The following is a 21,761-nucleotide window of genomic DNA, read 5'->3' as shown; positions in this document are numbered from 1 at the left end:
AGGACCCGCTCCCCGGGCAACCCGGCGGTCAGCGCAGGGGGACGAGGCCGGACTCGTAGGCGGCGATGACGGCCTGCGTCCGGTCCCGGGCGCCGAGCTTGCGCAGCAGGCTGCTGACGTGGGTCTTCACCGTCTGCAGGCCCAGGTACAGCTCGCCGGCGATCTCGCCGTTGGACAGCCCGCGCGCCACCAGCAGCAGGACCTCCCGCTCGCGCGCGGTCAGCTCCGGCGCCGGCCGGGTGTGCTGCGCCGGCGCGTGCTGCGCGGCCAGCGCCCGGATCGCCGCGGGGAACAGCAGGCTCTCGCCCCGCGCGACCAGCCGGACGGCGTCGGCGATCTCGGCCGGCCGGGCCCGCTTGGGCAGGAACCCGTCGGCGCCGGCGGACAGCGCCGCGTAGACGTTCTCGTCGTCGCCGAACGTCGTCAGCACCAGCACCCGCGGCGGGTCCGGCAGCCGGCGCCGCAGGTCGCGGGTGGCCTGGATGCCGTCGACCAGCGGCATCCGCACGTCCATCACGACGACGTCGGGGCGCAGCCGGGCGGCCAGCGGGACGACGACGGCGCCGTCGGCGGCCTCGCCGACCACCTCCACGTCGTCGCGGGCGTCGAGCACCGCCCGCAGCCCGCTGCGCACCAGCTCCTCGTCGTCGACGAGCAGCACCCGGACCGTCATGCGCGCCCGGCCAGGGGGAGTCGCACCTCGACCCGCCAGCCGTCGTCGACCGGCCCGGCGACGGCGGTGCCGCCGAGCCCGGCGGCGCGCTCGCTCAGCCCGCGGACGCCGCTGCCGCCGCCGGCCGCGGCCGGCACGGGCACCGGCACCGGGTTGCCGACGACGATCGCCAGCACGTGCGGGCCGGCGTCGACGCGCAGCCGCACGGGCACGGGGCCGGCGTGCCGGAGCGCGTTGGTGAGCGCCTCCTGCACGATCCGGTAGGCCTCCCCGGACAGGACCTCCGGCAGCTCGGCGACCGCGCCGGTGACCCGGACGTCGACCCGCGCCCCGGCCGCCTCGGCGGAGCGCACCAGCGCGTCGACGTCGGCCAGCGTCGGGGCCCGCGGCGGCGGGGCGCTGTCCCGCAGCAGCGCGAGGACCCGCTCCAGGTCGCCGAGCGCGGACCGGGCGCTGTCCTCGACGGCGGCGAGCGCGCGGTCGGCGAAGGCGGGGTCGGAGCCGGCGACGTCCCGGGCGGCGCCGGCCTGCAGCAGCGTGACGGTGAGCGCGTGGCCGATCGAGTCGTGCAGGTCCGCGGCCAGCCGGGTGCGCTCGAGCAGCCGCTCGGTGCGGGCCCGTTGCGCGGCCAGCCGCTCGGCGGCGGAGGGGTGGAGCAGCGCCCGGGCGGCCGCGGCGGTGAGCGCGCCGAGCCCGGCCAGTGCGCAGGCCCAGGCCGGCGCCACGACGACCGCCAGCGGCCACCGGGCCGCCACCGCCCACACGGCGAGCGCGGTGACCTCCGCGGCGAGCACCCCGAGCTCGACCCGGACCACCAGCCAGGCCAGCAGCCGGCCGCGCTCGGCCCACGTGCGGGCGGGCTCCACCGTGACCTCGTCGTCCCCGGGCAGCAGCAGCGCCCGCGCCTGCACGCCCTCGCTGCGCCGCACCGCCGGGACGCAGGCCAGCACCGCCAGCAGCGGCAGCGGGGCGAGGTAGAGGCCGGCGAGGGTGCGCGCCGACGCGTCGTCCAGCCCGGGCCACACCAGCGCGCAGGCGACGGCGAGCCAGGCGCCCAGGGCCAGGTGCACCGCGCGCGTCCACGTCGACCTGCTGGTCACCGGACGGAGGACCGCGCGCATGCCCCGATCATGGCCCGCCGCCGGCCGTCCGGACCTCCCGCGCGAGAGGGAGGAGGCCGGACCCCGCGGGGGAGGCGCACCGCCGGCGGCGGGCGCGACGGTGGACCCGTGATCGAGGTGCGGAGCCTGACCAAGCGGTACGGACCGGTCGTCGCGGTGGACGACCTCACCTTCGACGTCCCGCCGGGCAGCGTCACCGCCCTGCTCGGCCGCAACGGCGCGGGCAAGTCGACGACGCTGCGGGTGCTGCTCGGCCTGGACCGGCCGACCGCCGGCACCGCGCGGGTGGCCGGCCGCGCCTACGCCGACCTGGCCGCGCCGCTGCGGACCGTGGGCGCCCTGCTCGACAGCGCCGCCGCCCACCCGGGGCGCACCGCCCGCCAGCACCTGCGCTGGCTGGCCGCGAGCAACGACCTGCCCGCGCACCGGGTGCGCGCCGTCTTGGACCTGGTCGACCTGCGCGCCGCCGCCGACCGCCGGGTCCGCGGCTTCTCGCTGGGCATGCGGCAGCGGCTCGGCGTCGCCGCGGCCCTGCTCGGCGACCCGCCGGTCCTGCTGCTCGACGAGCCGGCCAACGGCCTGGACGCCGAGGGCATCCGCTGGCTGCGGGCCACCCTGCGCGACCTCGCCGCCGATGGCCGCACCGTCCTGCTCTCCAGCCACCTCATGGGCGAGGTGGCGCGCACCGCCGACCGGCTGCTGGTGGTCGGCCGGGGCCGGCTGCTGGCCGACACGCCGCTGGAGGCCTTCCTCGCCGAGCACACCGAGCGGCGGGTGCGGGTCCGCAGCGCCGAACCCGGGCGGCTGCGCGGCCTGCTCGCCGCCGCCGGGGCGACCGTGGTCCTCGGCGACGACGGCGCGCTGCGGGTGGCCGGGGTCGACGCGCGGACCGTGGGCGCGGTCGCGGCCCGGCACGGCGTCCCGCTGGTCGAGCTCGGCGCCGACGGCCGGTCGCTGGAGGACGCCTTCCTCGCGCTCACCGCGCCGGCCGGGGAGGCGGCGTGAGCGCGCTTCGCGCCGAGTGGGTCAAGGCGAGCACGCTGCGCTCGACGTGGGGGACCCTGCTCGTCTACGTCGTCGCGGTCGCCGGCATCGGCGTGGGCGTCGTCGCCTCGATCGGCGACGTCGAGGCGGCCGAGCCGGACTACGACCCCGCGGTGATCGCCTTCTACGGCCTGAACTTCGGCCACGTCGCGGTGGTCGTGCTCGCGGTGCTGCTGACCGCGGGGGAGGACGCCCGCCGGACCGTGCACACCTCGCTGCTCGCCGTGCCGCGGCGGGGCGCCCTCCTGGCCGCGAAGCTGACCGTCGGCGCGGGCCTGGTGCTGGTGACCGCCGCCCTCACGGCCGTCGCCACCCTGCTGGTCACCCAGGCGGTGCTCGGCGCGCCGGGCGTCTCGCTGGCGACGCCGGGGATGCTCCGCGCGACCGTCGCGGCCGCGCTGTACCCGACGCTGCTCGCCGTCGTCTGCATGGCCGCGGGCCTGCTGCTGCGCGACCAGGCGCTCGCGCTGGGCCTGCTGGTCCCGTTCCTCTTCCTGGTCTCGCCGCTGCTGGAGCTGGTCCCGGGACTGCAGCGGGCGGCGGTGTTCCTGCCCGACCGCGCCGGCGCGGTCGCCGTCCGCCTGCACGCCCGCCCGGTCGACGTCTTCGGCCCGCTCACCGGGCTCGGCGTCCTGGCGCTGTGGGCGGCCGCCGCCGCGCTGCTGGCCTGGTGGGCGCTGCGCCGCCGGGACGCGTGACCGTTTGACCCCAGGTGGTCCGGGTCACACCCGTCGGGCAGCGTCCCGAGACGGAGGAGGTCGGCGATGACCACCAGGGTGGAGAAGTCGATCCAGGTCGACGTGCCGGTCCGCACGGCGTACGACCAGTGGACCCAGTTCGAGGACTTCCCGCGCTTCATGGGCGGGGTCGAGGAGGTCCGCCAGCTCGACGACCGGCGCCTGCACTGGGTGGCCGAGATCGCGGGCGTCCGGCGGGAGTGGGAGGCATCCGTCCTCGAGCAGGAGCCGGACCGGAAGGTCGCCTGGGCCGCCACCAGCGGGGCCACCAACGCCGGCGCGGTCCGCTTCGAGCCCGCCGGGCCCGACTCGACGGTCGTGTACCTGGAGCTGGAGTACGAGCCCGAGGGCGTCGTCGAGCAGGTCGGCGACAAGCTCGGCATCGTGGAGCGCCAGGTCCGGTCCGACCTGGAGCGGTTCAAGGCGCTCGTCGAGAGCCAGGGCCACGCCACCGGGGCCTGGCGCGGCTCGATCGGCGAGGGGCTCGACGTCGGCACGCCCACCGCGGAGACCGCTCACGGGTCGCGCGGGGACAGCGGCAAGGCGGGCGTGTCCGGGACGGCCGTCGCGGCCGGGGTCGCTGCAGTGGCCGGAGCGGCGGCCGCCGGCGTGGCCGCGGCCACCGCGGGCTCGTCGGGCTCGTCGGGCCCGTCGGGCTCGTCGGAGGGCGGGCAGCAGGAGGTCGGGACGGAGACCCCGGAGGGCGTCGTCCAGTCACCGGAGGTCACCCAGGTCGAGCAGCCGCCGCCGGATGCCGTCGTCCGGGACGACGTGCTCGTCCCGGAGTCCCACCCCGAGGGCTACACCGCCGGGCCGTCCACGGAGGGCGTCGAGCGGGGCGTCCGTGACGACGGCGACGACCCGATGATCGGGGGCGGCAGCCGCTGATCACCGGGTCACCTCGGCCGGTCCCGGTACGCCGTCGCCGAGGAAGGCGGCGAGGGCGGTGCCCTCGGCCTCGACGTCGTCCCGCTCGGCCGGCGTGAGCCGCCGCAGCGGCTGCACGGTCACCGCCACGCCGCCGTCGTCCCGGTCGCGGGTCGTCCAGGTGGCGGCCACGGTGCCGTCGACCAGGACGAAGCGGGCTCCGGTCACGCTCAGGCCGCGGTGCTCGTCGGCGATCAGGCGGGACCGGTCGTCGTAGCCGAGGACCGCGTCGTCGAACGCGGGCAGGAAGCGCACCGGCGCGGGCTCGTCGCGGTCGGGGAGGAGGCCGTCGGGGACGTCGAGCAGCTCGCGGCCGCGCTCGTCGCGGGAGGTCCGCAGCCGCGGCCGCAGCCGGGCGACCACCGCCGGGAGGCCGCCCAGTCCGCTCCAGGACCGCAGGTCCGCGGTCGCCGCCGGCCCGTACGCGCGCAGGTAGCGCAGCACCAGGTCGTCGAGGACGTCGTCGGGCGGCCCGTCCTCGACGTCGCGCCCCAGCCAGGCGCGCACCGTGGTGTTCCGGGCGGGGGCGCGCTGCCGCCACAGCCCGCGCGGCGGGACCTGCACCAGCGGCACCAGGCTGGACAGCGCATCGCCGAGGTCGCGGGCCGCGGCGTCCGGCCAGCGGTCGCCGACCAGCCGGCCGACCTCGGACAGCAGCCGCGGCGCCTCGGCGAACCACGGTTCCCCGGCCGCGGCGAGCTCGCCGAGGTCCACGCCGGGCAGCCGGCGCCCGAGGGTGCCGCGCGCCCGGGCGACGAGCATCGACCGGTGCACCGGCCGCAGGCGCAGGCAGTCCCCGGCGGTGACCAGGTGCAGCGTCCGGCGCATGAGCAGCGTGCGGACGACGCGGCGCGACTCCAGCAGGTCGTCGAGGTCGGCCGGCCGGAACGCCGTCAGCCGCGACCACAGCCCGACGAAGGGCTCCTGCGGCTCCTGCGCCTGCAGGCCGACCAGGTGGCCGACCGCGTCGAGGACGCCGCGCCCGTCCCGCCGGAGCAGCAGCTGCCGGGCGAGCGTGGTGCGGCCGAGCGCGCGCCGGTCGAGCACCTCGGCTCCCCGGCGCGCGCCCACCCCCGCTGTCTACCGCGGGGGACCGACGGGATCAGGCGGCCAGCGGGTGGTGGTGGCAACGGCCGCCGCTGGTGGCGCGGGCGGCGCAGGGTGCGCCGGCCCTCGTGACGCCGCCGGTGTCGCCGCAGCGGGCCGGCCGGGCGGCGGGCTGCTCGACGACCTGCTCGGCGGGCAGCGCCGGGCGGGGGAAGGGGAGGACGACGGCGTCCCGCGTCCGGGCCGGCGCGGCCGGCTCGACGGCGGTGTCGACCCCGGTGTGGACGAGGGGAGCCCGGACCGGGCGGCCGGCGCGGCGGTGCAGCGCGGACGCGGCGGTCAGGCCGGCGGTGAAGGCGGCGAGTGCGGTGGCGACGTGGCTGGCGCGCATGCCCGGCTCATCGGCCGGCGGCGTCCCCGTGGGAAGGCCGCCGTCCCGTGCGTCCCAGCCGTCACGCCAGGTGCGCCTGCTTGGGCGCCAGCCCCCGCTCGGCCTCGGCGGCGACCTGCTCGCGGGAGGCACCGGTCGACGCCAGCACGACCGCGCCGACCAGCCCCTCCACCAGCGGCGCGGGGGAGAGGGTCACCCGCGACCGGACGTCGTCGTCGAGGAACTCCAGCGCGGTCTCGGCCGAGAGCACCGCGCTGCCGAGGTCCATGAGCACGACGACGCCGTCACCGGAGTCGGCCTGCCCGACCGCGTCGGCCACCGCGGCGGCGTCGGTGCCGAGCCCGCCGTCCTCGGTGCCCGCGGCGACCGCGATCGCCAGCTCCCGCCCGGGCAGCATCTGCCGCGCGAGCTCGACCGCGGCGTCGGCCAGCGCCCGGCTGTGCGAGACGACGACGAGGCCGACGCTCACGAGCGTCCCAGGGTCGCCGCGGCGGCCTCGACCAGCAGCGCCGTCGACGTCGCCCCCGGGTCCTGGTGCCCGGCGCTGCGCTCGCCGAGGTAGCTGGCCCGGCCCTTGCGGGCGACCATCGGCACGGTCGCGTCCCGGCCCTGCGCCGCCGCGTCCGCCGCCGCGGCGAGCGCGTCGGCCAGCGGCTTGCCCGCCTCCACCGCGGCGTCGAGGGCGTCGCAGGCCGGGCCGAGCGCGTCGACCATCGTCTTGTCGCCGGGCTCGGCCCTGCCCCGGGCGACCACGCCGTCCAGGCCCGCGCGCAGCGCCCGCGCGAAGGCGGCGTCGTCGAGGTCGCCGTCGCCGGCCGCGCCGGCCATCCGCAGGAACAGCGTGCCGAACAGCGGGCCGCTGGCCCCGCCGACCTTGCTCACCAGGGTGGCGCCGGTCTTCTTGAGCAGCGCCGCGGCGTCGGCCGGCGGCGACTCGTCCAGCGTGGCGACGACGGCGGTCATGCCACGGTCCATGTTGGCGCCGTGGTCGGCGTCGCCGATGGCCGCGTCGAGCGCGGTCAGCCGGTCCCGCTGCTCGTGCACGGACTCCGCGAACCGGCGCAGCCAGGCGGTGAGGTCCTCCGTGCCCACCGCCATGCTCAGGCCCCCCACCGCAGGCCCGGGGTGACCACCGGCGCGTCCCACAGCCGCAGCATCTCGTCGTCGGCCTGCAGGAGGGTGACCGAGCAGCCGGCCATCTCCAGGCTGGTCATGTACGGCCCGACCAGCGACCGGGCGATCCCGATCCCCGCCTTCTCCAGGATCGCGGCCACCTCGGCGTAGACCACGTACAGCTCGATGAGCGGGGTGCCGCCCATGCCGTTGACGAAGCAGATGACGCCGTCGGTGTACCTCCGGTCGGCGAGGATCGGCTCGACCAGCATCGCGGCGACCTCGCGGGCGGGAGCCAGCGGCACCCGGCGCCGGCCGGGCTCGCCGTGGATGCCGATGCCGATCTCCATCTCGTCCTCGCCGAGGGAGAAGGTCGGCGTCCCGGCGGCGGGCACGGTGCAGGAGGTGAGCGCCATGCCCATGCTGCGGCCGGCGTCGTCGACCCGCTTGGCCAGGTCGGCCACCTCGATCAGCGGCCGGCCCTCCTCGGCGGCGGCGCCGACGATCTTCTCCAGCAGCACCGTGGTGCCCACGCCGCGGCGGCCGGCGGTGTAGAGGCTGTCGGTGACGGCGACGTCGTCGTCGACGACGACGGTGGCCACCTCGATGCCGCTCTCGGCGGCGACCAGCTCGGCGGCCATCTCGAAGTTCATGACGTCGCCGGTGTAGTTCTTCACGATGTGCAGCACGCCGGCGCCGCTGTAGACGCCCGCGGTGGCCGCCTGCATCTGGTCGGGCACCGGCGAGGTGAAGACCTCCCCGGCGCAGGCGGCGTCGAGCATGCCGCGGCCGACGAAGCCGCCGTGCATGGGCTCGTGGCCGGAGCCGCCGCCCGAGACGATGCCGACCTTGCCCTGCACGGGCGCGTCGCGGCGGAACACCACCCGGTTCTCGTGGTCGACCCGGAGCAGGTCCGGGTGCGCCAGCTCCATGCCGCGGAGGGCGTCGGAGACGACGTCGGACGGGTCGTTGATGAGCTTCTTCATCGTGCACCTGACCTCGGGGAGTCGAGCAGGGACCGTCCCGGAGGCTAGGGCTCATGTGATCCGCGGCACAACGAGGCGGTGCCCCCGGGTGCAGGACGGAGCCTGCACCCGGGGGCACCGTGAGGACGGGTCAGCCCCGGCCGGTGACGCGCGCGGCGGCCTGCTGGATCTGCCCGTAGTCGCCGTAGCGGGCGCCGACGACGTAGCCGGTGCCCAGGCCGGCCCCGAGCGAGGTGAGGCGGGCGACGCGCCTGCCCCGCTTCCGGATGCGGTGGCCGACCTCGGCGACCTCCTCGGGCACCGCCTCGACCGCGCCACCGACCCTGGCGGCCGCGCGGAGGGCGGCCTGCCCGATCTCGGCGCCGGCCTCGGTGGCCCGGGAGACCACCGTGGACGTGAGCTCCGGGAGGGCGTCGAGGGCCTGCTTCGCGGCCTCCGCACCGACGCTGGCGCCGGTCTGCAGCGCGTGGCCCGTGGTGGCCAGCAGGGGAGCGGCCGCCGCGGCGCCGGTCCGGGTCACCTCGCCGACGCGCTGGGCGGCGGTCGCCAGGACGGGCCCGGCCGCGGACACGCCGCCGCGGGCGGCCTCGCCGACACCGCGGGCGGCCTCGCTGACGAGGTGCGCGGCGTTGGCCACGGCGGGTCCGGCCGCGGACGCGCCGCCGCGGGCGGCCTCCCGCACCGACGAGGCGGCGTCGGTGACCACCGGGACGGCCGCGGCCACGAGGTGCTCCACCCGCGCCCGTCCGGCCGCCGGCACCGCCCGGGCCTGCCGGGCGGCCTTCCGCCCGGTCCGCCGGGCGGCCTTGCCCCCGCGGCGGGCGCGGCGGGACACCGTGGCGGCCGGCTGCCGGCGCCGCCGCAGCACCGCGAACAGCAGGCCGCCGAGCGCCAGCAGCGCGGCGAGCCCGCCCGCGGCCCCGCCGGCGCGGGCGGCCAGCGACCGGCCCCGGGGCTCGTCGGCGCGGCCGAAGTCCTCGTCGCCGGGCTGGGCCACCGGTGGCGGGGGCGGGAGCTCCTCGTCGGCGTCCGGGGTGGGCAGGGGCGCCACCTCCTCGCCGGACACCGCCACGGCGGTGGTCGCCGGCGGCTCCGCGTCGGGCGCCGGCAGCAGGGTCTCGGAGGTCTCGGTGCTCGCCTCGATGCCGTAGTGCCGGTACAGCGCGGACTCCTGCTCGGTGGTCAGCTCGCGGCTGTCGCCGAAGCGCGGGGCGCCGTCGACCAGCCCGCGGTCGACCACCACCTGCACCCGGTCGCCCTCGCCGGTGGCGTCGAACAGCGGGACGACGACGGTCGTGCCGGCCATGTCCGCGTACAGCCACTCCGGCCGGCCGGTTCCCTCGTCGGCGAGCAGGTGCGTCACCGTGCCGATCTCCGCGCCGTGCCGGTCGACCACCGTCCTGCCGACCCAGTCGACAACTGAGTCCCGTTCGGGCAGTGCCATGGTCGCCTCCCCACTTCTCGGGGCCGGGCCGGGGTGGCCCGGCGCTGCCGTCCGGGCGGCCCTACCCCGCTGGTCGCGGCCCCACCCGTGCCGATCACGGGAGGTCGTGGAGGCCGCCCGGACCTCAGCGGACGCCCTCCACCGGCTCGGGGGACGGCGCGCCGACGCCGTGGCGGGCGAGGAAGTCCAGGGCGGCGCCGGCCACCTCCGCCCAGCCGGAGTCGGCGCCGAGGGAGTGGCCGCGGTCGGGGAAGGTGAGCAGCTCGGTGACGCCGGTGCCGTGCCGACGCTGGATGCGGTACGCGGCGCGGACGCCGGCGGCCGGCACGGTGCGGTCCAGCCCGGCGGCCACGAGCAGCACCGGCCCGCGCTCCCGCTGGGTCTCGACGGCGGCCTCGCTGCGCGGCGTGAACGCGGCGGACCCCGCCTGGAACAGCGGCCGCGCGGGGGAGGGGATCGCGTACGCGTCCCAGAGGCGGTCGGCCTCCTCGCGCGGCACCGCGCTGGCGAAGCCGCGCGCCCAGCTGTCCCGCGTGTGCGCCCAGGTGCCCCTCCGCAGACCGGGGCGCGAGAGCACCGGCCAGGCCGTGCGCAACTGCGCCGGCGGCAGCACCAGGTTGCCGCGGAACTGCGCGGGCGAGAGCGCCACGCAGGCGCGGGTCAGGCCCATCCCGTGCAGCTTCTGCGCGACCAGCCCGCCGAACGAGTGGCCCACCACCACCGGCGCCGCGGGCAGCCCCGCGATGACGTCGGCGTGGTGCTGCGTGACGTCGCCGATGCCCACGCCGGCGACCGCCCCGGGGTGCGCCCGCGCCTCCTCGGCGGTGGCCGGCTCGCCCGGCCAGCCCGGCGCGACCGGGTCGTAGCCGCGGGCGGCGAACAGCTCCAGCCACGGCGCCCAGCTGCTCGCGTGCAGCCAGAGGCCGTGCACGAAGACGACGGGGACGGGGGCGGCAGCGGTCACGGCGGTCCTCCGGGAGCGGGGTGCGGCCACCCGACCGGGCCGCGGACGCCGCGGACGCTAGGGGCGCACCCGCGGCCGCGGCTGTGCCCTGCGTGACCGGTGCCGGACCCAGGCTGCCGAGCCCGCCCGGGGCGACGGCCTTCCCCCGCCTCCCGCTCCCGGCCAGGATCGGCCCAGGCGACGACGCCGACCTGCCCGCCGACCCGCTGCCGACCCTGGAGGCCCCGTGGCCACCCTCGTCGACACCGACGCCCTCGCCGCCGCCGACCGCCGTCCCGCCCGGGTGGCCGACCTGCTCGAGGCGACGATGTCCTCGCGGATCCGCTTCCCCGACCCCTCGGCGCCCGCCCGTGCCCGCCTCGACGGCTGGGACCTGGCGGGTGTCTCGGTGCTGCGGCTGGACCTGACCGGCGAGGTGACCCTGCTGCGCACCGCCCGCCACGCGCGCGCCGACCCGGAGCCGGTGCTCTCCCTCGCCGTGCAGGAGACCGGCACCGCCCGGCAGGAGCAGTTCGGCTCCCGCCGGCTGGTGGCCGCCGGCGAGCTGTCGTTCAGCGAGGTGTCGTCGCCCTACGAGTACGCCTGGTCCGGGCGGGGCGTGTGCCGGGCGCTGCGCATCCCGGCCGCCTCCCTCGGCCTGCCGATCGACACCGTCCGGCGGGCCCTGCCGGTCGCCGCGCGCAGCCCCCTCCACGGCCTGGTGCGCGCGCACGTCACCCGGCTGACCCGCGACGTCGCGCTGCTGGCCGCCGAGCCGCTGGTGCACTCGCTGGCGTCGGCGACGGTCGACCTGGCCCGCGCGCTGCTGGCCTCGGCCGCCGACGGCGCCCGCGGTGCCGACGACGTGCTCGGCGAGACACTGCCGGCCCGGGTGCGCGGCTACGTGCGCCGGCACCTGACCGAGCCGGACCTGGACGCCGAGCGCATCGCGCGGGCGCACGCGGTGTCGGTGCGGCAGCTGTACCGGATCTGCGCCGCGGCCGGGTTCAGCCTCGAGCAGGAGGTCATCGGGCAGCGGCTGGAGGGCGCCCGGGCCGAGCTGGCCCGGCCGGGCGACCGCTCGATCGCCGCGGTCGCCCGGCGCTGGGGCTTCACCGACGCCTCCTACTTCGCCCGCCGGTTCCGGGCGGGGTACGGCGTCAGCCCGCGGGAGTGGCGGGACCGCTCACGGGCGGGGGTCGCCGCCGGCTGACCGCGAGCCGGTGCGCCGGCGCCGCACCCCGGGCGCCGGAACGGGGCGCGGGCGCACCCGCTCAGCCGTCGCGGCCGACGACGGCGGAGACGAGCAGCAGCTTGACCAGCCAGTCGCCGGCGTGGATGGCGGCCTGCTGCCAGGGCACCTTCTCGTGGACGACCGAGCCGGTGAGCAGCACCAGCGGGAACGCCGCCCACAGCCCGGCGCCGAGCGTGAGCGCCGCGCGCGGACCGCGGGCCGGTAGCCGGTCGGCGAGCACCGACACCGCGGCCGCGACCACCCCGCTGCGCGCCAGCTCCACCGGCGTGACCGCCGCCGGGGAGGGGCCGGGCCGCGCGTAGGCCTCGTCGAGGCGGGCCAGCCGCTCGCCGAAGGCCGTGTACCAGGCCGAGCTCGCCACGAACGCGGCCGCGGACGCGACCGCGACCCGCCCCGGCGACACCGCGCTCACCGGGTCCCGATCCGCTGGAGCAGGTGCACCTCGACCTCGTCGCCGGCCTGCTTGCCGATGGCCCGCCGGATCGCCGCGGCCACCGGCAGCTCGTGCGTGCCGAACACCCGCACCGACTCCGGCCACACCGGGTAGGTCCACCCGCCGGGGGCCGGGCTCCTCCGCAGGGTCGCCCTGAACCGCTCGTCCACCGTCCGCCTCCTCGCCGTGGGGTGCAGGGGAGACCGCCGCCGGCCCCCGCACTCATCGCTCAGCCGCTGCGGGTGGTCAGCAGCGACACCTCGGCGACGTTCGTCGTCGGCGGCAGGGTGAGGGTGAACAGCACGGTCCGCGCGACGTCCTCGGGGAGCAGCGCGGTCCCGCCGTCGGCCGCGGCGGCGGGGGACACCCAGCCGACGGCGACGTGCCGCACCCGCACCAGGGTGCCGCCGAGCTCCAGCCGCAGCGTGCGGGCGAGCTGGGCGGCGCCGGCGGCCGTGGCGGCGTGCACGGCGAACGCCGGCACCAGCTCCGACGCCGCCGCCGACCCGACCAGCACCAGGTCGGCGGCGGCGTCGTTGGCCGCCGCGGTCAGCAGGTCGTCGAGGAACGCGCGCGCCGCCAGCACCGCGTCGCCGGCACCCTGCTCGATGACCTCCGCCCACCGCTCGGCCGGTGACAGCCCGAACGGGCCCCCGCCGACGCCGCCCAGCACGGCCACCACCAGGTCGACGCCGCCCAGCCGCTCGCGCACGCCGTCGGCGGCCGCGAGCACCTCCCGCGCGGAGGCCACCTGCTCGACCACCGCTCCCGCCGCGGTCAGCTCGGTGACCACCGCGTCGGCGATCAGCGGGAGCCCGATGACGACGGCGCGGCGGCCGGCGACCGGCCGCACCCTCCCCGGCGCGGTCACGCCACCGGCTCCGCGTCGGCGGTCTCGCGCACCGCCGGCGAGCGCACCGGCAGCGCGTCCTCGGCCGGCGCGTCCGCCGGGGCGGCCGCCCGCACCCGCGACCGCCCGGCGGTCTGCTCCAGCGCCGTCCGCATCGGCCCGACGTCGAGCGGACCGTCGTAGAGCTGGCCGTTGACGAAGAAGCGCGGCGGCTCGTCCAGGCCCATCGCGCGGGCGTCGTCGTCGTCCTCGCGGACGCGCGCGGCGTGCGCGCCGGAGGCGACGGCGTCGTCGACCCGGGCGAGGTTCAGCCCGGCGTCGACGGCGCAGCGCCGGATCGCCCGGTCGTCCAGGCGCCCGGCCCGGGCGGCCAGCGCGTCGTGCATCGGCCAGAACCGGGACTGGGCGTCGGCGGCCTCGGCCGCCTCGGCGGCACGGGCCGACACCGGGTCGTCGGTGAGCAGGTGGCGGTAGACGAAGACCAGGTCGTCACCGAGGACCTGCCGCAGCTCGTCGACCACCTCGGCGGTGCGCCCGGCGTTGGTGAACACGAACGAGGCGTGGACGACGAGCTCCATCGGCGCGCCGACGCGGCCGCGGACGTGGTCGCGCGTGGCGCTCACCGGCCGGGCCAGCCGCTGCCGGCCGGGCAGCCGGGACCGGTCCACCGCCCGGACGACGGCGACCGAGCCCAGCGCCAGCAGCGCGGCGAGGACCGACGCGGCCAACACGCCGATCCGGGCCTGCGCGGCCAGCGCCTCGTCGTCGAGGGCCAGGTCGATGATGAACAGCGAGATCGTGAAGCCGATCCCGCTGAGCACGCCGGCGGCGAACACGTGCCGCGGGAACAGCCCCGAGGGCAGCCGGCCGATCCCGAGCCGGACGGCGGCCAGCGACGCGGTGGTCACGCCCACCACCTTGCCGACGACGAGCCCGATGACGACCGCCCAGGTCAGGCCGGAGGTCGCGGCGGCGGACAGCGTCTCGGCGCTGAGCACGACGCCGGCGTTGGCCAGCGCGAACACCGGGACGACGGCGAGGTTGACCCACGGCCGGAACAGCCGCTGCCCGCGCTCGTTCACCGACACCGACCGGGTCAGGCTGAGCACCGCGCGGTGCGCCCCGCTGGAGGTCGGCGTCCGCCCGTAGTCCCGGGCCGCGGCCTCGGCGGCGTCGACCTCCTCCGCGCTGGGCGGGTACACCGGCAGCAGCAGGCCGATCGCGACGCCGGCCACCGTCGGGTGCACGCCGGACGCGAGCACGCCCAGCCAGACCGGCACCGCGACGAGCAGGTAGGCCCCGCCGCGCCACACCCGCATCCGCCGCAGCCAGACCACCGCGACCAGCCCGACGGCGGCCACCGCCAGCGGCAGGATCGTGAGGTCCTCGGTGTAGGCGACGGCGATGACGGCCAGCGCGCCGACGTCGTCGACCACCGACAGCGCGAGCACGAACGCGCGCAGGTTGACCGGCACCGCCCGGCCCACGACCGCCAGCAGGCCGAGCACGAACGCGGTGTCGGTGGAGATCACCACGCCCCAGGCGGCGCGCGCCTCGCCGGGCTGGTCGTTGAGCCCGGTCACCGCGAGGAAGACCAGGGCGGGCACGACCAGGCCGGCCAGCGCGGCGACGACCGGGATGCGGATGCGGCGGGTGTCGCGGAACTCGCCGAGCACCAGGTCCCGCTTGACCTCGAGGCTGATCAGGCAGAAGAACAGCGCCATCAGCGCGTCGTTGACCCAGTGCCGCAGGTCCATCTCGAGGACCGTGTCGCCCAGGCTGACGGCGAACGACGTGTGCCAGGTCTCCTCGTAGGTCGAGCCCGGCGCGTTGGCCCACACCAGCGCCACCAGCGTCGCGACCAGCAGCACGGCGGCGGCCGCCGCGTCGGAGTCGGCGAGCCGGAGCACGCGCCCGAGCGCCGAGGGCCGCTCCAGCTCGCCCCGCGGGGTGCCCCTCACCGGACCCCCGTCCCGCGCCGCGTGGGCAGGTAGGGGTCCTGGCGGGTGGGCAGCACGAGCAGCTCGGCGACGTTGACCCGCGGCGGCAGGCCGGCGCCGAACAGCACGGTGCGGGCGACGTCGTCGGGGTCCATCGGGACGACGACCTCGCGGTGCTCGGCCCAGCCGCGCGCGGTGCCGTCGTGGCTGATCTCGGAGCCGAGGTCGGTGTCGGTGAGGCCGGGGGCGACGACGTGCACGCGCACGCCGCGGCGGCCGTACTCGGCGCGCAGCGCCCGGGCCAGCTGGGCGACCGCGGCCTCCACGGCCGAGTAGACGGCGTAGCCGGGGAAGCGCACCTGGCCGGCGAGCGCGCCGATGAGGAACAGGTCGGCCGGGCGGCCGGTCCCGGCGGTGGCCAGCAGGTCGCGGGCGAAGGTCTGCGCGGTCCGGAGGATGCCGCCGAGGTTGACGTCGATCATCTCGATCCACTCGGCGGGCACGCCGTCCTCGAACGGCGCGCCGGTGAGCACACCGGCACCGGCCACGACCAGGTCGGCCGGGCCGAACCGGTCGTGCAGGGCGTCGAGGGCGTCGGCGAGGTCGAGCCCGTCGGAGACGTCGGCGGCGACGGTGAGGGTGCGGGCGGGGTCGGTGGTGCTGTCGGCGACGGCCTGCAGGCGGTCACCGCGGCGGCCCAGGAGCGCGACGCGGCAGCCGGCGGCCACCAGCGAGCGGGCGGTCGCGGCGCCGATGCCGCTGCTGGCGCCGGTGACGACGGCGACCCTGCCGTCGAGCGCGCCCGGGGCCGGCCGGAGGGCCGGGGAGGGTGAGGACACGGTTCCCCTCTCGGAGGTCAGCGGGGGACCCGCCGATCATGCCGTCCCGGGGGCGTCCCGGTCGATGCGCGCGGCGAGGCCGCGCAGCCGGCCGGGCACGGACGTCACCAGTCGCCGTCCGGCGGGGTGAACTGGCTGACGGTGAGCTCGGCTCCCTGCGGGTCGCGCAGCAGGGCGGTGCGGGTCCAGGTGCCCTCGGCGGTACGCAGCACGGTGGCGCCGAGCCGCTCGGCGGTGGCCGCGCACGCGTCCCGGTCGGCGACGGTGACCACGACGTGCCAGTGCGGCGGCTCGTCGGCGGTGACCAGCAGGCCGCCGATGACGTCGGCGAAGCCGGGCGGCGCGGACGCCTGCCGCTCGCGGATGCCCGGGTCGACGGTCGCGGCCAGGTGGTCGCCGTAGCCGGGGACCTGCAGCATCGTGCCGGCGTCCTGCGCCATGTCGACGTCCCGCCAGCCGAACAGCGGCCGGTAGAAGGCCATCGCCGCCGCGCGGTCGGGGGTGTGCAGGTCCGAGAAGTTCCAGGTGCCCGGCACGTTGGTGAGCTGGGCGCCCGGGCGCCGGCGGGCCTGCCACAGCCGGAACGCCGCCCCCTGCGGGTCCAGGCAGGTCGCCGTCCGCCCGCCCGGCCCGGCGTCCTCGGGGCCGGAGAGCACCGTGCCGCCCAGCCCGGGCACCGCGGCGGCGGTCGCGTCGGCGTCGTCGACCGCGACGTAGGTGTTCCAGGCCGGCGGGCCGTCGCCCGGCGCGACGGCGGCGACGTCCCGCCCGTCCAGCGTCGCGACGAGGTAGGAGCCGGGCGCGCCGGGCGGCACCGCCTCGGTGAACTCCCAGCCGAGGAGGGCGCCGTAGAAGGCGGCCGCGGCGGCCGGGTCGGGCTGCTCGGTGTCGATCCAGCAGGTCACGCCGTGCGGGTAGGTGCGGATCACGAGGGCCTCCCGATCGGGGTGGCGCGGAGCGTAGCGGCGGCCGGGGACGGTCCCGGTGCTCCGCGACCGCCGTCAGCGCCCGGCCATCGCCTCGCGGACCTCGCGCAGGCTCGGGTTGGTCAGGTACCGGCCGCCGACGACGACGGTGGGGGAGACCTCCCAGCCCTCGGGGTGGTGCGCGCGGACCGCGGCGGCGCCCTCCGGGTCGTCGGTGAACCGCACCGCGCGGTGGGGGAGGCGGGTGGCGGCCATCTTCGCCCGCAGCTTGGTGCTGTAGGGGCACCCCGGCTTGTAGTAGACGGTCACGGCCTCGTCGGTCTGCGTCACGGCGGCCTCCGGTGTCGGACGGAGCGGGTCCCCGTGCCGGTCACGGTCGCAGGGTGGCGGTCCGCGCGGCAACGGGGTTCCCGGGTGGGACGGGAGTCGTGGACCCGTGTCGCGGGCGGCGCGGCACGTCCCCGCGGGCGGGTGCGGAGGCGGCATCGACGAGGCCGAGGCGGCATGGGTCCGGTCGTCGGCCCGCCGATGAGTCCGGGGACCCGGAGCGGTCAGGACGGGCATGACCGCCCAGGATCTCCCGACCTCGTTCACCGCGACCATCGAGAAGGACGGCGCCTTCGCCACCTACCTCACCGTCCCCGGCTCGGCCGAGCTGTTCGGCACCCGCAAGGCGGTCAAGGTGGGCGGCACGATCGACGGCCACCCGTTCACCGCCACCTGTATGCCGTCGGGGGAGGGACCGCACTGGTTGCCGCTGCGCAAGGCGCTGTGCCGGGCGATCGGCAAGGACGCGGCGGGCCAGGAGGTGTCGGTCCACCTGCAGGAGCGGTTCACCTGAGCTCGGTCGTGCTCTGCCCCCGATGGTGGGCAGAGCACTAGCGAGCGGAGGGTCCCACCTGGGCCGTGAGCTCCCGGGCCTCCGCGTCGGCGAGCAGCACCTCGGGCAGGCCGGCCAGCGCGGTACGCATCGCGTCCGCGCCGCCGAACTGGAAGCCGAGCTGGGTGGCGTAGCAGGCGCAGGCGTCGGCCCGCCGGCCGAGGTCCTGCGGCAGCTCCAGCGGGGCCAGCCCGCCGGGCAGGTCGGGTCCGGGGACGGCGTCCGGGGCGCGCAGCACGTACGGCGAGTCACGCCACCACAGCACCGGCCGGCCGGTCCCCGCGACGGCGCGCAGCACCTGCAGGTGGTCGGCGTGCCCGCCCAGCGCCTGCGGGGCCAGCCACAGGTCGCCGGGCAGGCCGGTCAGCGCGGCCCGCACGTCCAGCCACACGTCGTCGTCCTCGTGCACGCCGGCGAACAGGTCCGCCGCGCTGCCGTAGCCGCGGTGCGGCGCCTCGGCCAGGTCCAGGTGCAGCGGCGCCGCGCCGAGCACGGCCATCGCGGCGGCGTCCTCGTCGCGGCGCAGGGCCATGTAGTCGACGTCGGCCGGCAGGCCCTTGTCCAGCTGGCAGGCCAGGGCGAAGCCGTCGGGGTCGGGCACGCTGCGGGTGAAACAGGTGACGACCGTGACCTCGTGCCCGGCGTCGGCCAGCGCGGCGAGCGTGCCGCCCACGGAGAACGCGGCGTCGTCGAGGTGCGGGCTGACCGCCGTCACCCTCACAGCAGGTGCGCCGCCGCGCGGAACCGGCAGGACGGGTCGACCGTCGGCGGCATCGTCCAGGCGTGCGACGGCGTCGTCCCGGCCACCGCGCGGTACACGTCGTCGATCGAGCGCGCGAGCACCGGCCACGAGTACAGCCGGCGCACCTCCTCCAGCGCCGTCGCCGCCAGCCGCTCCCGGAGCGCGCCGTCGGACAGCAGCCGGTCCAGCGCCGCCCGCAGCCCGGCGACGTCGCCCGGCGCGTGCAGCAGCCCGTTCTCCCCGTCGCGCAGGCAGTCCACGACGCCGACGCTGTCGGTGCTCACCGTGGGCAGCCCGCTGGCCATCGCCTCGAGCAGCGTGTTGGAGAACCCCTCGCTGTAGGTGGGGCTGACGAACACGTCGGCCGAGCGGTAGACCGCGGGCGCCTCGTCGGGCGGCACGTAGCCGAGGAACGTCGTCCGCCCGTCGGCGCACGCCCGCGCCTCGTCGAGGTCGGGGCCGATGCCGGAGACCACCAGGCGGACGCCGTCGGGCAGCGCCTCCAGCAGGTCGAGCACGCCCTTGCGGCGGTCGACCCGCCCGTGGAACAGCAGCACCGGCGGGTCCTGCAGCGCGCCCAGCGGCCGCTCCGCGGGCGTGAACCGGCGGGTGTCGGTGGCGCCCGGGACGATCGTGAACCGCGCCGGGTCGCTGCCGAGGTTGCCGACCACCTCGTCGCGGAAGCTGGCGCTGCCGATGAGCACCGCGGACGAGGCGTCGACGACCGTGCGCATCGCGTGCGCGTGCGTCTCGCAGCAGGTGCCCACCCAGTGCCCGTCGCCGCCCTGGATGCTCACCACCGCCGGCAGCCCGGTCTCGCGCGCGGCGGCCAGCACCGCCAGCCCCGGTGGGTAGCCGTACTGGGCGTGCAGCACGTCGAACGGGCGCTCGCGGTGCAGGCCGACGACGGTGCGCACGATCTCCTCGACGTCGCCCTCCCAGTCGGCCGGGACGACGGTCTCGCCGCGGCTGGGCAGCGCGTGCACCTCCACCCCGGCGGGGACGCGGTCGGGCGGGGGCGGGCCGCCGCCGTAGACGCGGGTGCCGGCCTCGTCGTCGCGGTACTGGCTGACCAGCACCACCTCGTGGCCGAGCGCGACCAGCTCCCGCAGCAGGTTCTCCGCGTAGACGCTCATCCCGCTGACGGCGGGCCAGTAGCGGCGGCTGACGAAGCAGGTCCTCATGCTCCCTCGGCCTCCCGGAGGGTGGCGATCGAGCGCGGCACCATCTCGTGGGCGCGGTGCCCGTCGCGGGACAGCTCCAGCGTCACCAGCCGGTCGAACGACGCCTCGCGCAGCGCGCGCAGCACCGCCGGCAGGTCGACGTCGCCCTCGTCCAGCGGCAGGTGGTCGTGCACGCCGCGGCGCATCCCCTCGACGGCGACCGTGCCCAGGTGCGGCGCGAACCGGGCCACCGCCTCCTCCGGCGCGTACGCCCCGGCGACGACGCAGTGCCCGGTGTCCAGAGCCAGCGTGATCCCCGGCGCCTCGGCGGCCAGCCGCGCCCAGCCGTCACAGTCCTCGACGAGCATCCCGGGCTCCGGCTCGACGGCGAGGGCGTAGGAGCGCCCGCCGTGGCTGTCGACCAGCGCGCGCACGCCGTCGGCGAACCAGCCCCACGCCTCGTCGCGGTCGACGCCCGGCTTCGGCACGCCGGCCCAGAAGCTCACCGCCTCCGCGCCCAGCACGTCGGCCAGGTCGCAGGCCAGCCGCAGGTACGCGAGCCGGCGCGCGCGGCCCTCGGCGGAGGCGGAGACGAACGTCGGCTCGTGCTTGGCCCGCGGGTCGAGCAGGAACCGGGCGCCGGTCTCCACGACCACGCCCAGGCCGAGCTCGTCGCAGCGCGCCCGCACCCGCTCCGCCCGGGCGAACGCGTCGTCAGCGAACGGGTCGAGGTGGACGACGTCGAGCGTGAGCGCCACCCCGGCGTAGCCGCAGTCGACGAGGAACGACAGCGCGTCCGACAGCCGGTGCGAGGTCAGCCCGTTGGTGTTGTAGGCGTACCGCAGGCTCACTGCGCGAGCACCTCCGCGACCACGTGCCGGCCCGGCTCGCGGTAGAGCGCATAGAGGGCGCCCACCCGCCGGCCGGCGCCGGCGCGGTCGAACCAGGCCGGCCCGCCCAGGCGCTCCTCGGCCGCGGCAGTCAGGTGCACCCGCGCCCAGCCGCCCGGGTCGGTCCCGACGGCCACGAGCGGGTCGTCGCGCTCCAGCAGCCGGCGCACGCCGCGCTCGCCGATCCGGCCGTAGGACATCGTCTCCACCTCCAGGCCGGTCACCAGCACCTTCGCCGCGACCGCGTCGCCGAGCGAGGGCTGCAGCTCCACCAGCACGTCGTGCCCGGCGTCCTGCACCGCGCCGGTGACGAAGCCATGCAGGTCCTCGCCGCGCCAGCTGGGCAGGTCGACCAGTGCCACCGTCGACCGCCGCGACAGCACGGTGTCCTGCAGCAGGTCGACCAGCGCGGCGGTGCCCATCCGGGTCCAGTCGAGCATCGCCTGCAGCGCGCGGTCCTCCTCGACCAGCCGCTCCGGCGGGTGCCCGGTGCGCCAGTGCTCCAGGTAGCCGGGCGGCGTCGCCGGCAGCACGACGTCGAACGGCCCGTGCATGAACGCCTTCCGGCTGCGCGCCGAGGCGAACTCGTGCAGCGCCTTGCGGACGGCGGTGTCCCGGTCCGGGTGCGCCGCCTCGCCGCACGCCGTGGCCATCACCGGCACCGGCTCCGAGCCGTCCCGCGAGCAGCCGACGGCGTAGACGTCGACGACGCCGAAGTCCGTCGAGGCGAGCTTCACCGTCACGTCGATGCCCGCGGCGTCGAGCCGGTCGAGCAGCGCCCGCGCGTCGGGGTCGGCGATCCCGTCGAGGTCGACGACGACGCCGCGGTCCATCGCGCGGAACGCCGTCGCGTTGCCGTCGCGCTGCAGCACCTCCAGCAGCGCGTGGGTGACCGCCCGGTCGGCGTCGAACGCCGCGCCCTGCCCGTTGGTGATCACCGTGGTCAGCCAGCCGCCGGGCGGCGGGGCGCCGGGCAGGTCGTCGGGCGCCGACGCCACCAGCTCGGCCGGCACCAGCACCCGCTCGCCGTCGCGCAGCCGGGTCGTCGGCAGCCACTGCAGCGGCCGGTCGTCGTCGTAGGCGCTGCCGGCCTCCAGGCACAGCTCGCGCGGGTCGGCGACCCGGTCGCGGCCGTGCCGGCGGGTCATCTCCGCGAACGAGCCCTCCTCGCGGGACACGCCCCGGTGCGCGCGCAGCGACAGGGCCATCTCCGCCATCTCGCCCATCGCGCCGGTGCGGGCCTCCTCGCGGGTGGCTCCGTAGCCGAGCCCGCTGCCGCCCGGGTGCAGTTCCGAGGGCGGCAGCACCGCCGAGTGGAGCGGCACGTCGAGGACGTCGATGCCCTCGATGGCGAAGTCCTCGACCGGGGCCGGGAAGCTGTCGCGGTACCGCTGCGACGGCGTGACGCCCACCGCCG

Annotated in this window: 25 protein-coding genes; 5 read left to right on the top strand and 20 right to left on the bottom strand. The window is 77.8% G+C overall.

The features are described from left to right. Positions 1 to 28: 28 nt before the first annotated feature. Both ACI8AB_RS14275 and ACI8AB_RS14270 read right to left on the bottom strand, forming a co-directional pair. Positions 29 to 673, bottom strand: coding sequence for a response regulator (locus tag ACI8AB_RS14275; RefSeq protein ID WP_456950641.1), 645 nt, complete (start codon positions 671 to 673; stop codon positions 29 to 31). Beyond that, the gene (locus ACI8AB_RS14270) at positions 670 to 1,794 is read right to left on the bottom strand and encodes a sensor histidine kinase (protein WP_456950640.1); all 1,125 of its coding nucleotides are present in this window, start codon (positions 1,792 to 1,794) and stop codon (positions 670 to 672) included. The genes ACI8AB_RS14275 and ACI8AB_RS14270 overlap by 4 nt, the downstream gene beginning before the upstream one ends. 108 nt (positions 1,795 to 1,902) lie before the next feature. On the opposite strand from ACI8AB_RS14270, the gene ACI8AB_RS14265 reads away from it, so the two are divergent. The 3 genes from ACI8AB_RS14265 (at position 1,903) to ACI8AB_RS14255 (ending at position 4,463) form a co-directional block, all read left to right on the top strand. Continuing rightward, positions 1,903 to 2,799 carry an ABC transporter ATP-binding protein gene (locus tag ACI8AB_RS14265; RefSeq protein ID WP_456950639.1) on the top strand — a complete coding sequence of 299 codons (897 nt, stop codon included), beginning with the start codon at positions 1,903 to 1,905 and terminating at the stop codon, positions 2,797 to 2,799. Then, positions 2,796 to 3,536, top strand: a complete 741-nt coding sequence (locus ACI8AB_RS14260) for an ABC transporter permease (protein ID WP_456950638.1) — start codon at positions 2,796 to 2,798, stop codon at positions 3,534 to 3,536. Before ACI8AB_RS14265 ends, ACI8AB_RS14260 begins: the two co-directional genes overlap by 4 nt. A 66-nt stretch (positions 3,537 to 3,602) precedes the next feature. Next, complete coding sequence (locus ACI8AB_RS14255) at positions 3,603 to 4,463, top strand: SRPBCC family protein (RefSeq protein WP_387986452.1); 861 nt, start codon at positions 3,603 to 3,605, stop codon at positions 4,461 to 4,463. On the opposite strand, the gene ACI8AB_RS14250 is transcribed toward ACI8AB_RS14255, so the two are convergent. From ACI8AB_RS14250 to ACI8AB_RS14220, 7 genes are all read right to left on the bottom strand, one after another. After that, positions 4,464 to 5,573, bottom strand: a complete 1,110-nt coding sequence (locus ACI8AB_RS14250) for a winged helix DNA-binding domain-containing protein (RefSeq protein WP_456950637.1) — start codon at positions 5,571 to 5,573, stop codon at positions 4,464 to 4,466. Between the two features lie 31 nt (positions 5,574 to 5,604). Continuing rightward, positions 5,605 to 5,940, bottom strand: a complete 336-nt coding sequence (locus ACI8AB_RS14245; protein WP_456950636.1) for a hypothetical protein — start codon at positions 5,938 to 5,940, stop codon at positions 5,605 to 5,607. 61 nt (positions 5,941 to 6,001) lie between these two features. Beyond that, positions 6,002 to 6,409 carry a dihydroxyacetone kinase phosphoryl donor subunit DhaM gene (gene dhaM, locus ACI8AB_RS14240; protein WP_387986445.1) on the bottom strand — a complete coding sequence of 136 codons (408 nt, stop codon included), beginning with the start codon at positions 6,407 to 6,409 and terminating at the stop codon, positions 6,002 to 6,004. Further along, positions 6,406 to 7,038, bottom strand: a complete 633-nt coding sequence (gene dhaL, locus ACI8AB_RS14235) for a dihydroxyacetone kinase subunit DhaL (protein ID WP_456950635.1) — start codon at positions 7,036 to 7,038, stop codon at positions 6,406 to 6,408. The genes dhaM and dhaL overlap by 4 nt, the downstream gene beginning before the upstream one ends. Before the next feature lie 2 nt (positions 7,039 to 7,040). Continuing rightward, entirely contained in the window at positions 7,041 to 8,039 is a 999-nt protein-coding gene (dhaK, locus tag ACI8AB_RS14230; protein ID WP_387986441.1) for a dihydroxyacetone kinase subunit DhaK, read from the bottom strand. 130 nt (positions 8,040 to 8,169) lie between these two features. Continuing rightward, the gene (locus ACI8AB_RS14225) at positions 8,170 to 9,483 is read right to left on the bottom strand and encodes a PRC-barrel domain-containing protein (RefSeq protein ID WP_456950634.1); all 1,314 of its coding nucleotides are present in this window, start codon (positions 9,481 to 9,483) and stop codon (positions 8,170 to 8,172) included. 124 nt (positions 9,484 to 9,607) lie between these two features. After that, positions 9,608 to 10,447 (bottom strand): alpha/beta hydrolase, encoded by an 840-nt coding sequence (locus ACI8AB_RS14220; RefSeq protein WP_456950633.1) that lies wholly within the window; start codon positions 10,445 to 10,447, stop codon positions 9,608 to 9,610. A 226-nt stretch (positions 10,448 to 10,673) separates the two neighbouring features. On the opposite strand from ACI8AB_RS14220, the gene ACI8AB_RS14215 reads away from it, so the two are divergent. Continuing rightward, positions 10,674 to 11,639: a helix-turn-helix domain-containing protein gene (locus tag ACI8AB_RS14215; protein WP_456950632.1), complete on the top strand. Its 966-nt coding sequence runs from the start codon at positions 10,674 to 10,676 to the stop codon at positions 11,637 to 11,639. Between the two features lie 61 nt (positions 11,640 to 11,700). On the opposite strand, the gene ACI8AB_RS14210 is transcribed toward ACI8AB_RS14215, so the two are convergent. The 7 genes from ACI8AB_RS14210 to ACI8AB_RS14180 all read right to left on the bottom strand — a co-directional run bounded on the left by ACI8AB_RS14210 (position 11,701) and on the right by ACI8AB_RS14180 (position 16,999). Then, a complete protein-coding gene (locus ACI8AB_RS14210; protein WP_456950631.1) occupies positions 11,701 to 12,093 on the bottom strand; it encodes a DUF1761 domain-containing protein in 393 nt (130 codons plus the stop codon). Next, positions 12,090 to 12,284, bottom strand: a complete 195-nt coding sequence (locus tag ACI8AB_RS14205; RefSeq protein WP_456950630.1) for a DUF1905 domain-containing protein — start codon at positions 12,282 to 12,284, stop codon at positions 12,090 to 12,092. The genes ACI8AB_RS14210 and ACI8AB_RS14205 overlap by 4 nt, the downstream gene beginning before the upstream one ends. Positions 12,285 to 12,343: 59 nt before the next feature. After that, positions 12,344 to 12,985 carry an SDR family NAD(P)-dependent oxidoreductase gene (locus tag ACI8AB_RS14200; protein WP_456950629.1) on the bottom strand — a complete coding sequence of 214 codons (642 nt, stop codon included), beginning with the start codon at positions 12,983 to 12,985 and terminating at the stop codon, positions 12,344 to 12,346. After that, positions 12,982 to 14,925 carry a Na+/H+ antiporter NhaA gene (gene nhaA, locus ACI8AB_RS14195; protein ID WP_456950628.1) on the bottom strand — a complete coding sequence of 648 codons (1,944 nt, stop codon included), beginning with the start codon at positions 14,923 to 14,925 and terminating at the stop codon, positions 12,982 to 12,984. The genes ACI8AB_RS14200 and nhaA overlap by 4 nt, the downstream gene beginning before the upstream one ends. Continuing rightward, positions 14,922 to 15,743, bottom strand: coding sequence for an SDR family oxidoreductase (locus ACI8AB_RS14190; RefSeq protein ID WP_456950627.1), 822 nt, complete (start codon positions 15,741 to 15,743; stop codon positions 14,922 to 14,924). Before ACI8AB_RS14190 ends, nhaA begins: the two co-directional genes overlap by 4 nt. Positions 15,744 to 15,847: 104 nt before the next feature. Further along, positions 15,848 to 16,672, bottom strand: coding sequence for a VOC family protein (locus ACI8AB_RS14185; protein ID WP_456950626.1), 825 nt, complete (start codon positions 16,670 to 16,672; stop codon positions 15,848 to 15,850). A 72-nt stretch (positions 16,673 to 16,744) separates the two neighbouring features. Continuing rightward, the gene (locus ACI8AB_RS14180) at positions 16,745 to 16,999 is read right to left on the bottom strand and encodes a glutaredoxin family protein (protein ID WP_456950625.1); all 255 of its coding nucleotides are present in this window, start codon (positions 16,997 to 16,999) and stop codon (positions 16,745 to 16,747) included. A 232-nt stretch (positions 17,000 to 17,231) separates the two neighbouring features. Between ACI8AB_RS14180 and ACI8AB_RS14175 the strand changes: the two genes are divergently transcribed. Next, a complete protein-coding gene (locus ACI8AB_RS14175) occupies positions 17,232 to 17,510 on the top strand; it encodes a DUF1905 domain-containing protein (protein WP_456950624.1) in 279 nt (92 codons plus the stop codon). Positions 17,511 to 17,547: 37 nt separating this feature from the next. Here ACI8AB_RS14175 and ACI8AB_RS14170 read toward each other — a convergent pair whose 3' ends face one another. The 4 genes from ACI8AB_RS14170 to ACI8AB_RS14155 are packed head-to-tail and all read right to left on the bottom strand — an operon-like array spanning position 17,548 to position 21,756. Next, positions 17,548 to 18,264, bottom strand: coding sequence for a PIG-L deacetylase family protein (locus ACI8AB_RS14170; protein ID WP_456950623.1), 717 nt, complete (start codon positions 18,262 to 18,264; stop codon positions 17,548 to 17,550). A 2-nt stretch (positions 18,265 to 18,266) separates the two neighbouring features. Then, entirely contained in the window at positions 18,267 to 19,475 is a 1,209-nt protein-coding gene (locus ACI8AB_RS14165; RefSeq protein WP_456950622.1) for a glycosyltransferase family 4 protein, read from the bottom strand. Then, positions 19,472 to 20,305, bottom strand: coding sequence for a sugar phosphate isomerase/epimerase family protein (locus ACI8AB_RS14160; protein WP_456950621.1), 834 nt, complete (start codon positions 20,303 to 20,305; stop codon positions 19,472 to 19,474). The genes ACI8AB_RS14165 and ACI8AB_RS14160 overlap by 4 nt, the downstream gene beginning before the upstream one ends. Continuing rightward, entirely contained in the window at positions 20,302 to 21,756 is a 1,455-nt protein-coding gene (locus tag ACI8AB_RS14155) for a YcaO-like family protein (RefSeq protein WP_456950620.1), read from the bottom strand. The genes ACI8AB_RS14160 and ACI8AB_RS14155 overlap by 4 nt, the downstream gene beginning before the upstream one ends. Positions 21,757 to 21,761: the final 5 nt, after the last annotated feature.

The sequence above is a fragment of the Geodermatophilus sp. SYSU D00698 genome (assembly GCF_054050335.1).
The sequence above is the reverse complement of the archived record's forward strand: the minus strand, read 5'-3'. Positions and strand labels throughout refer to the sequence as shown.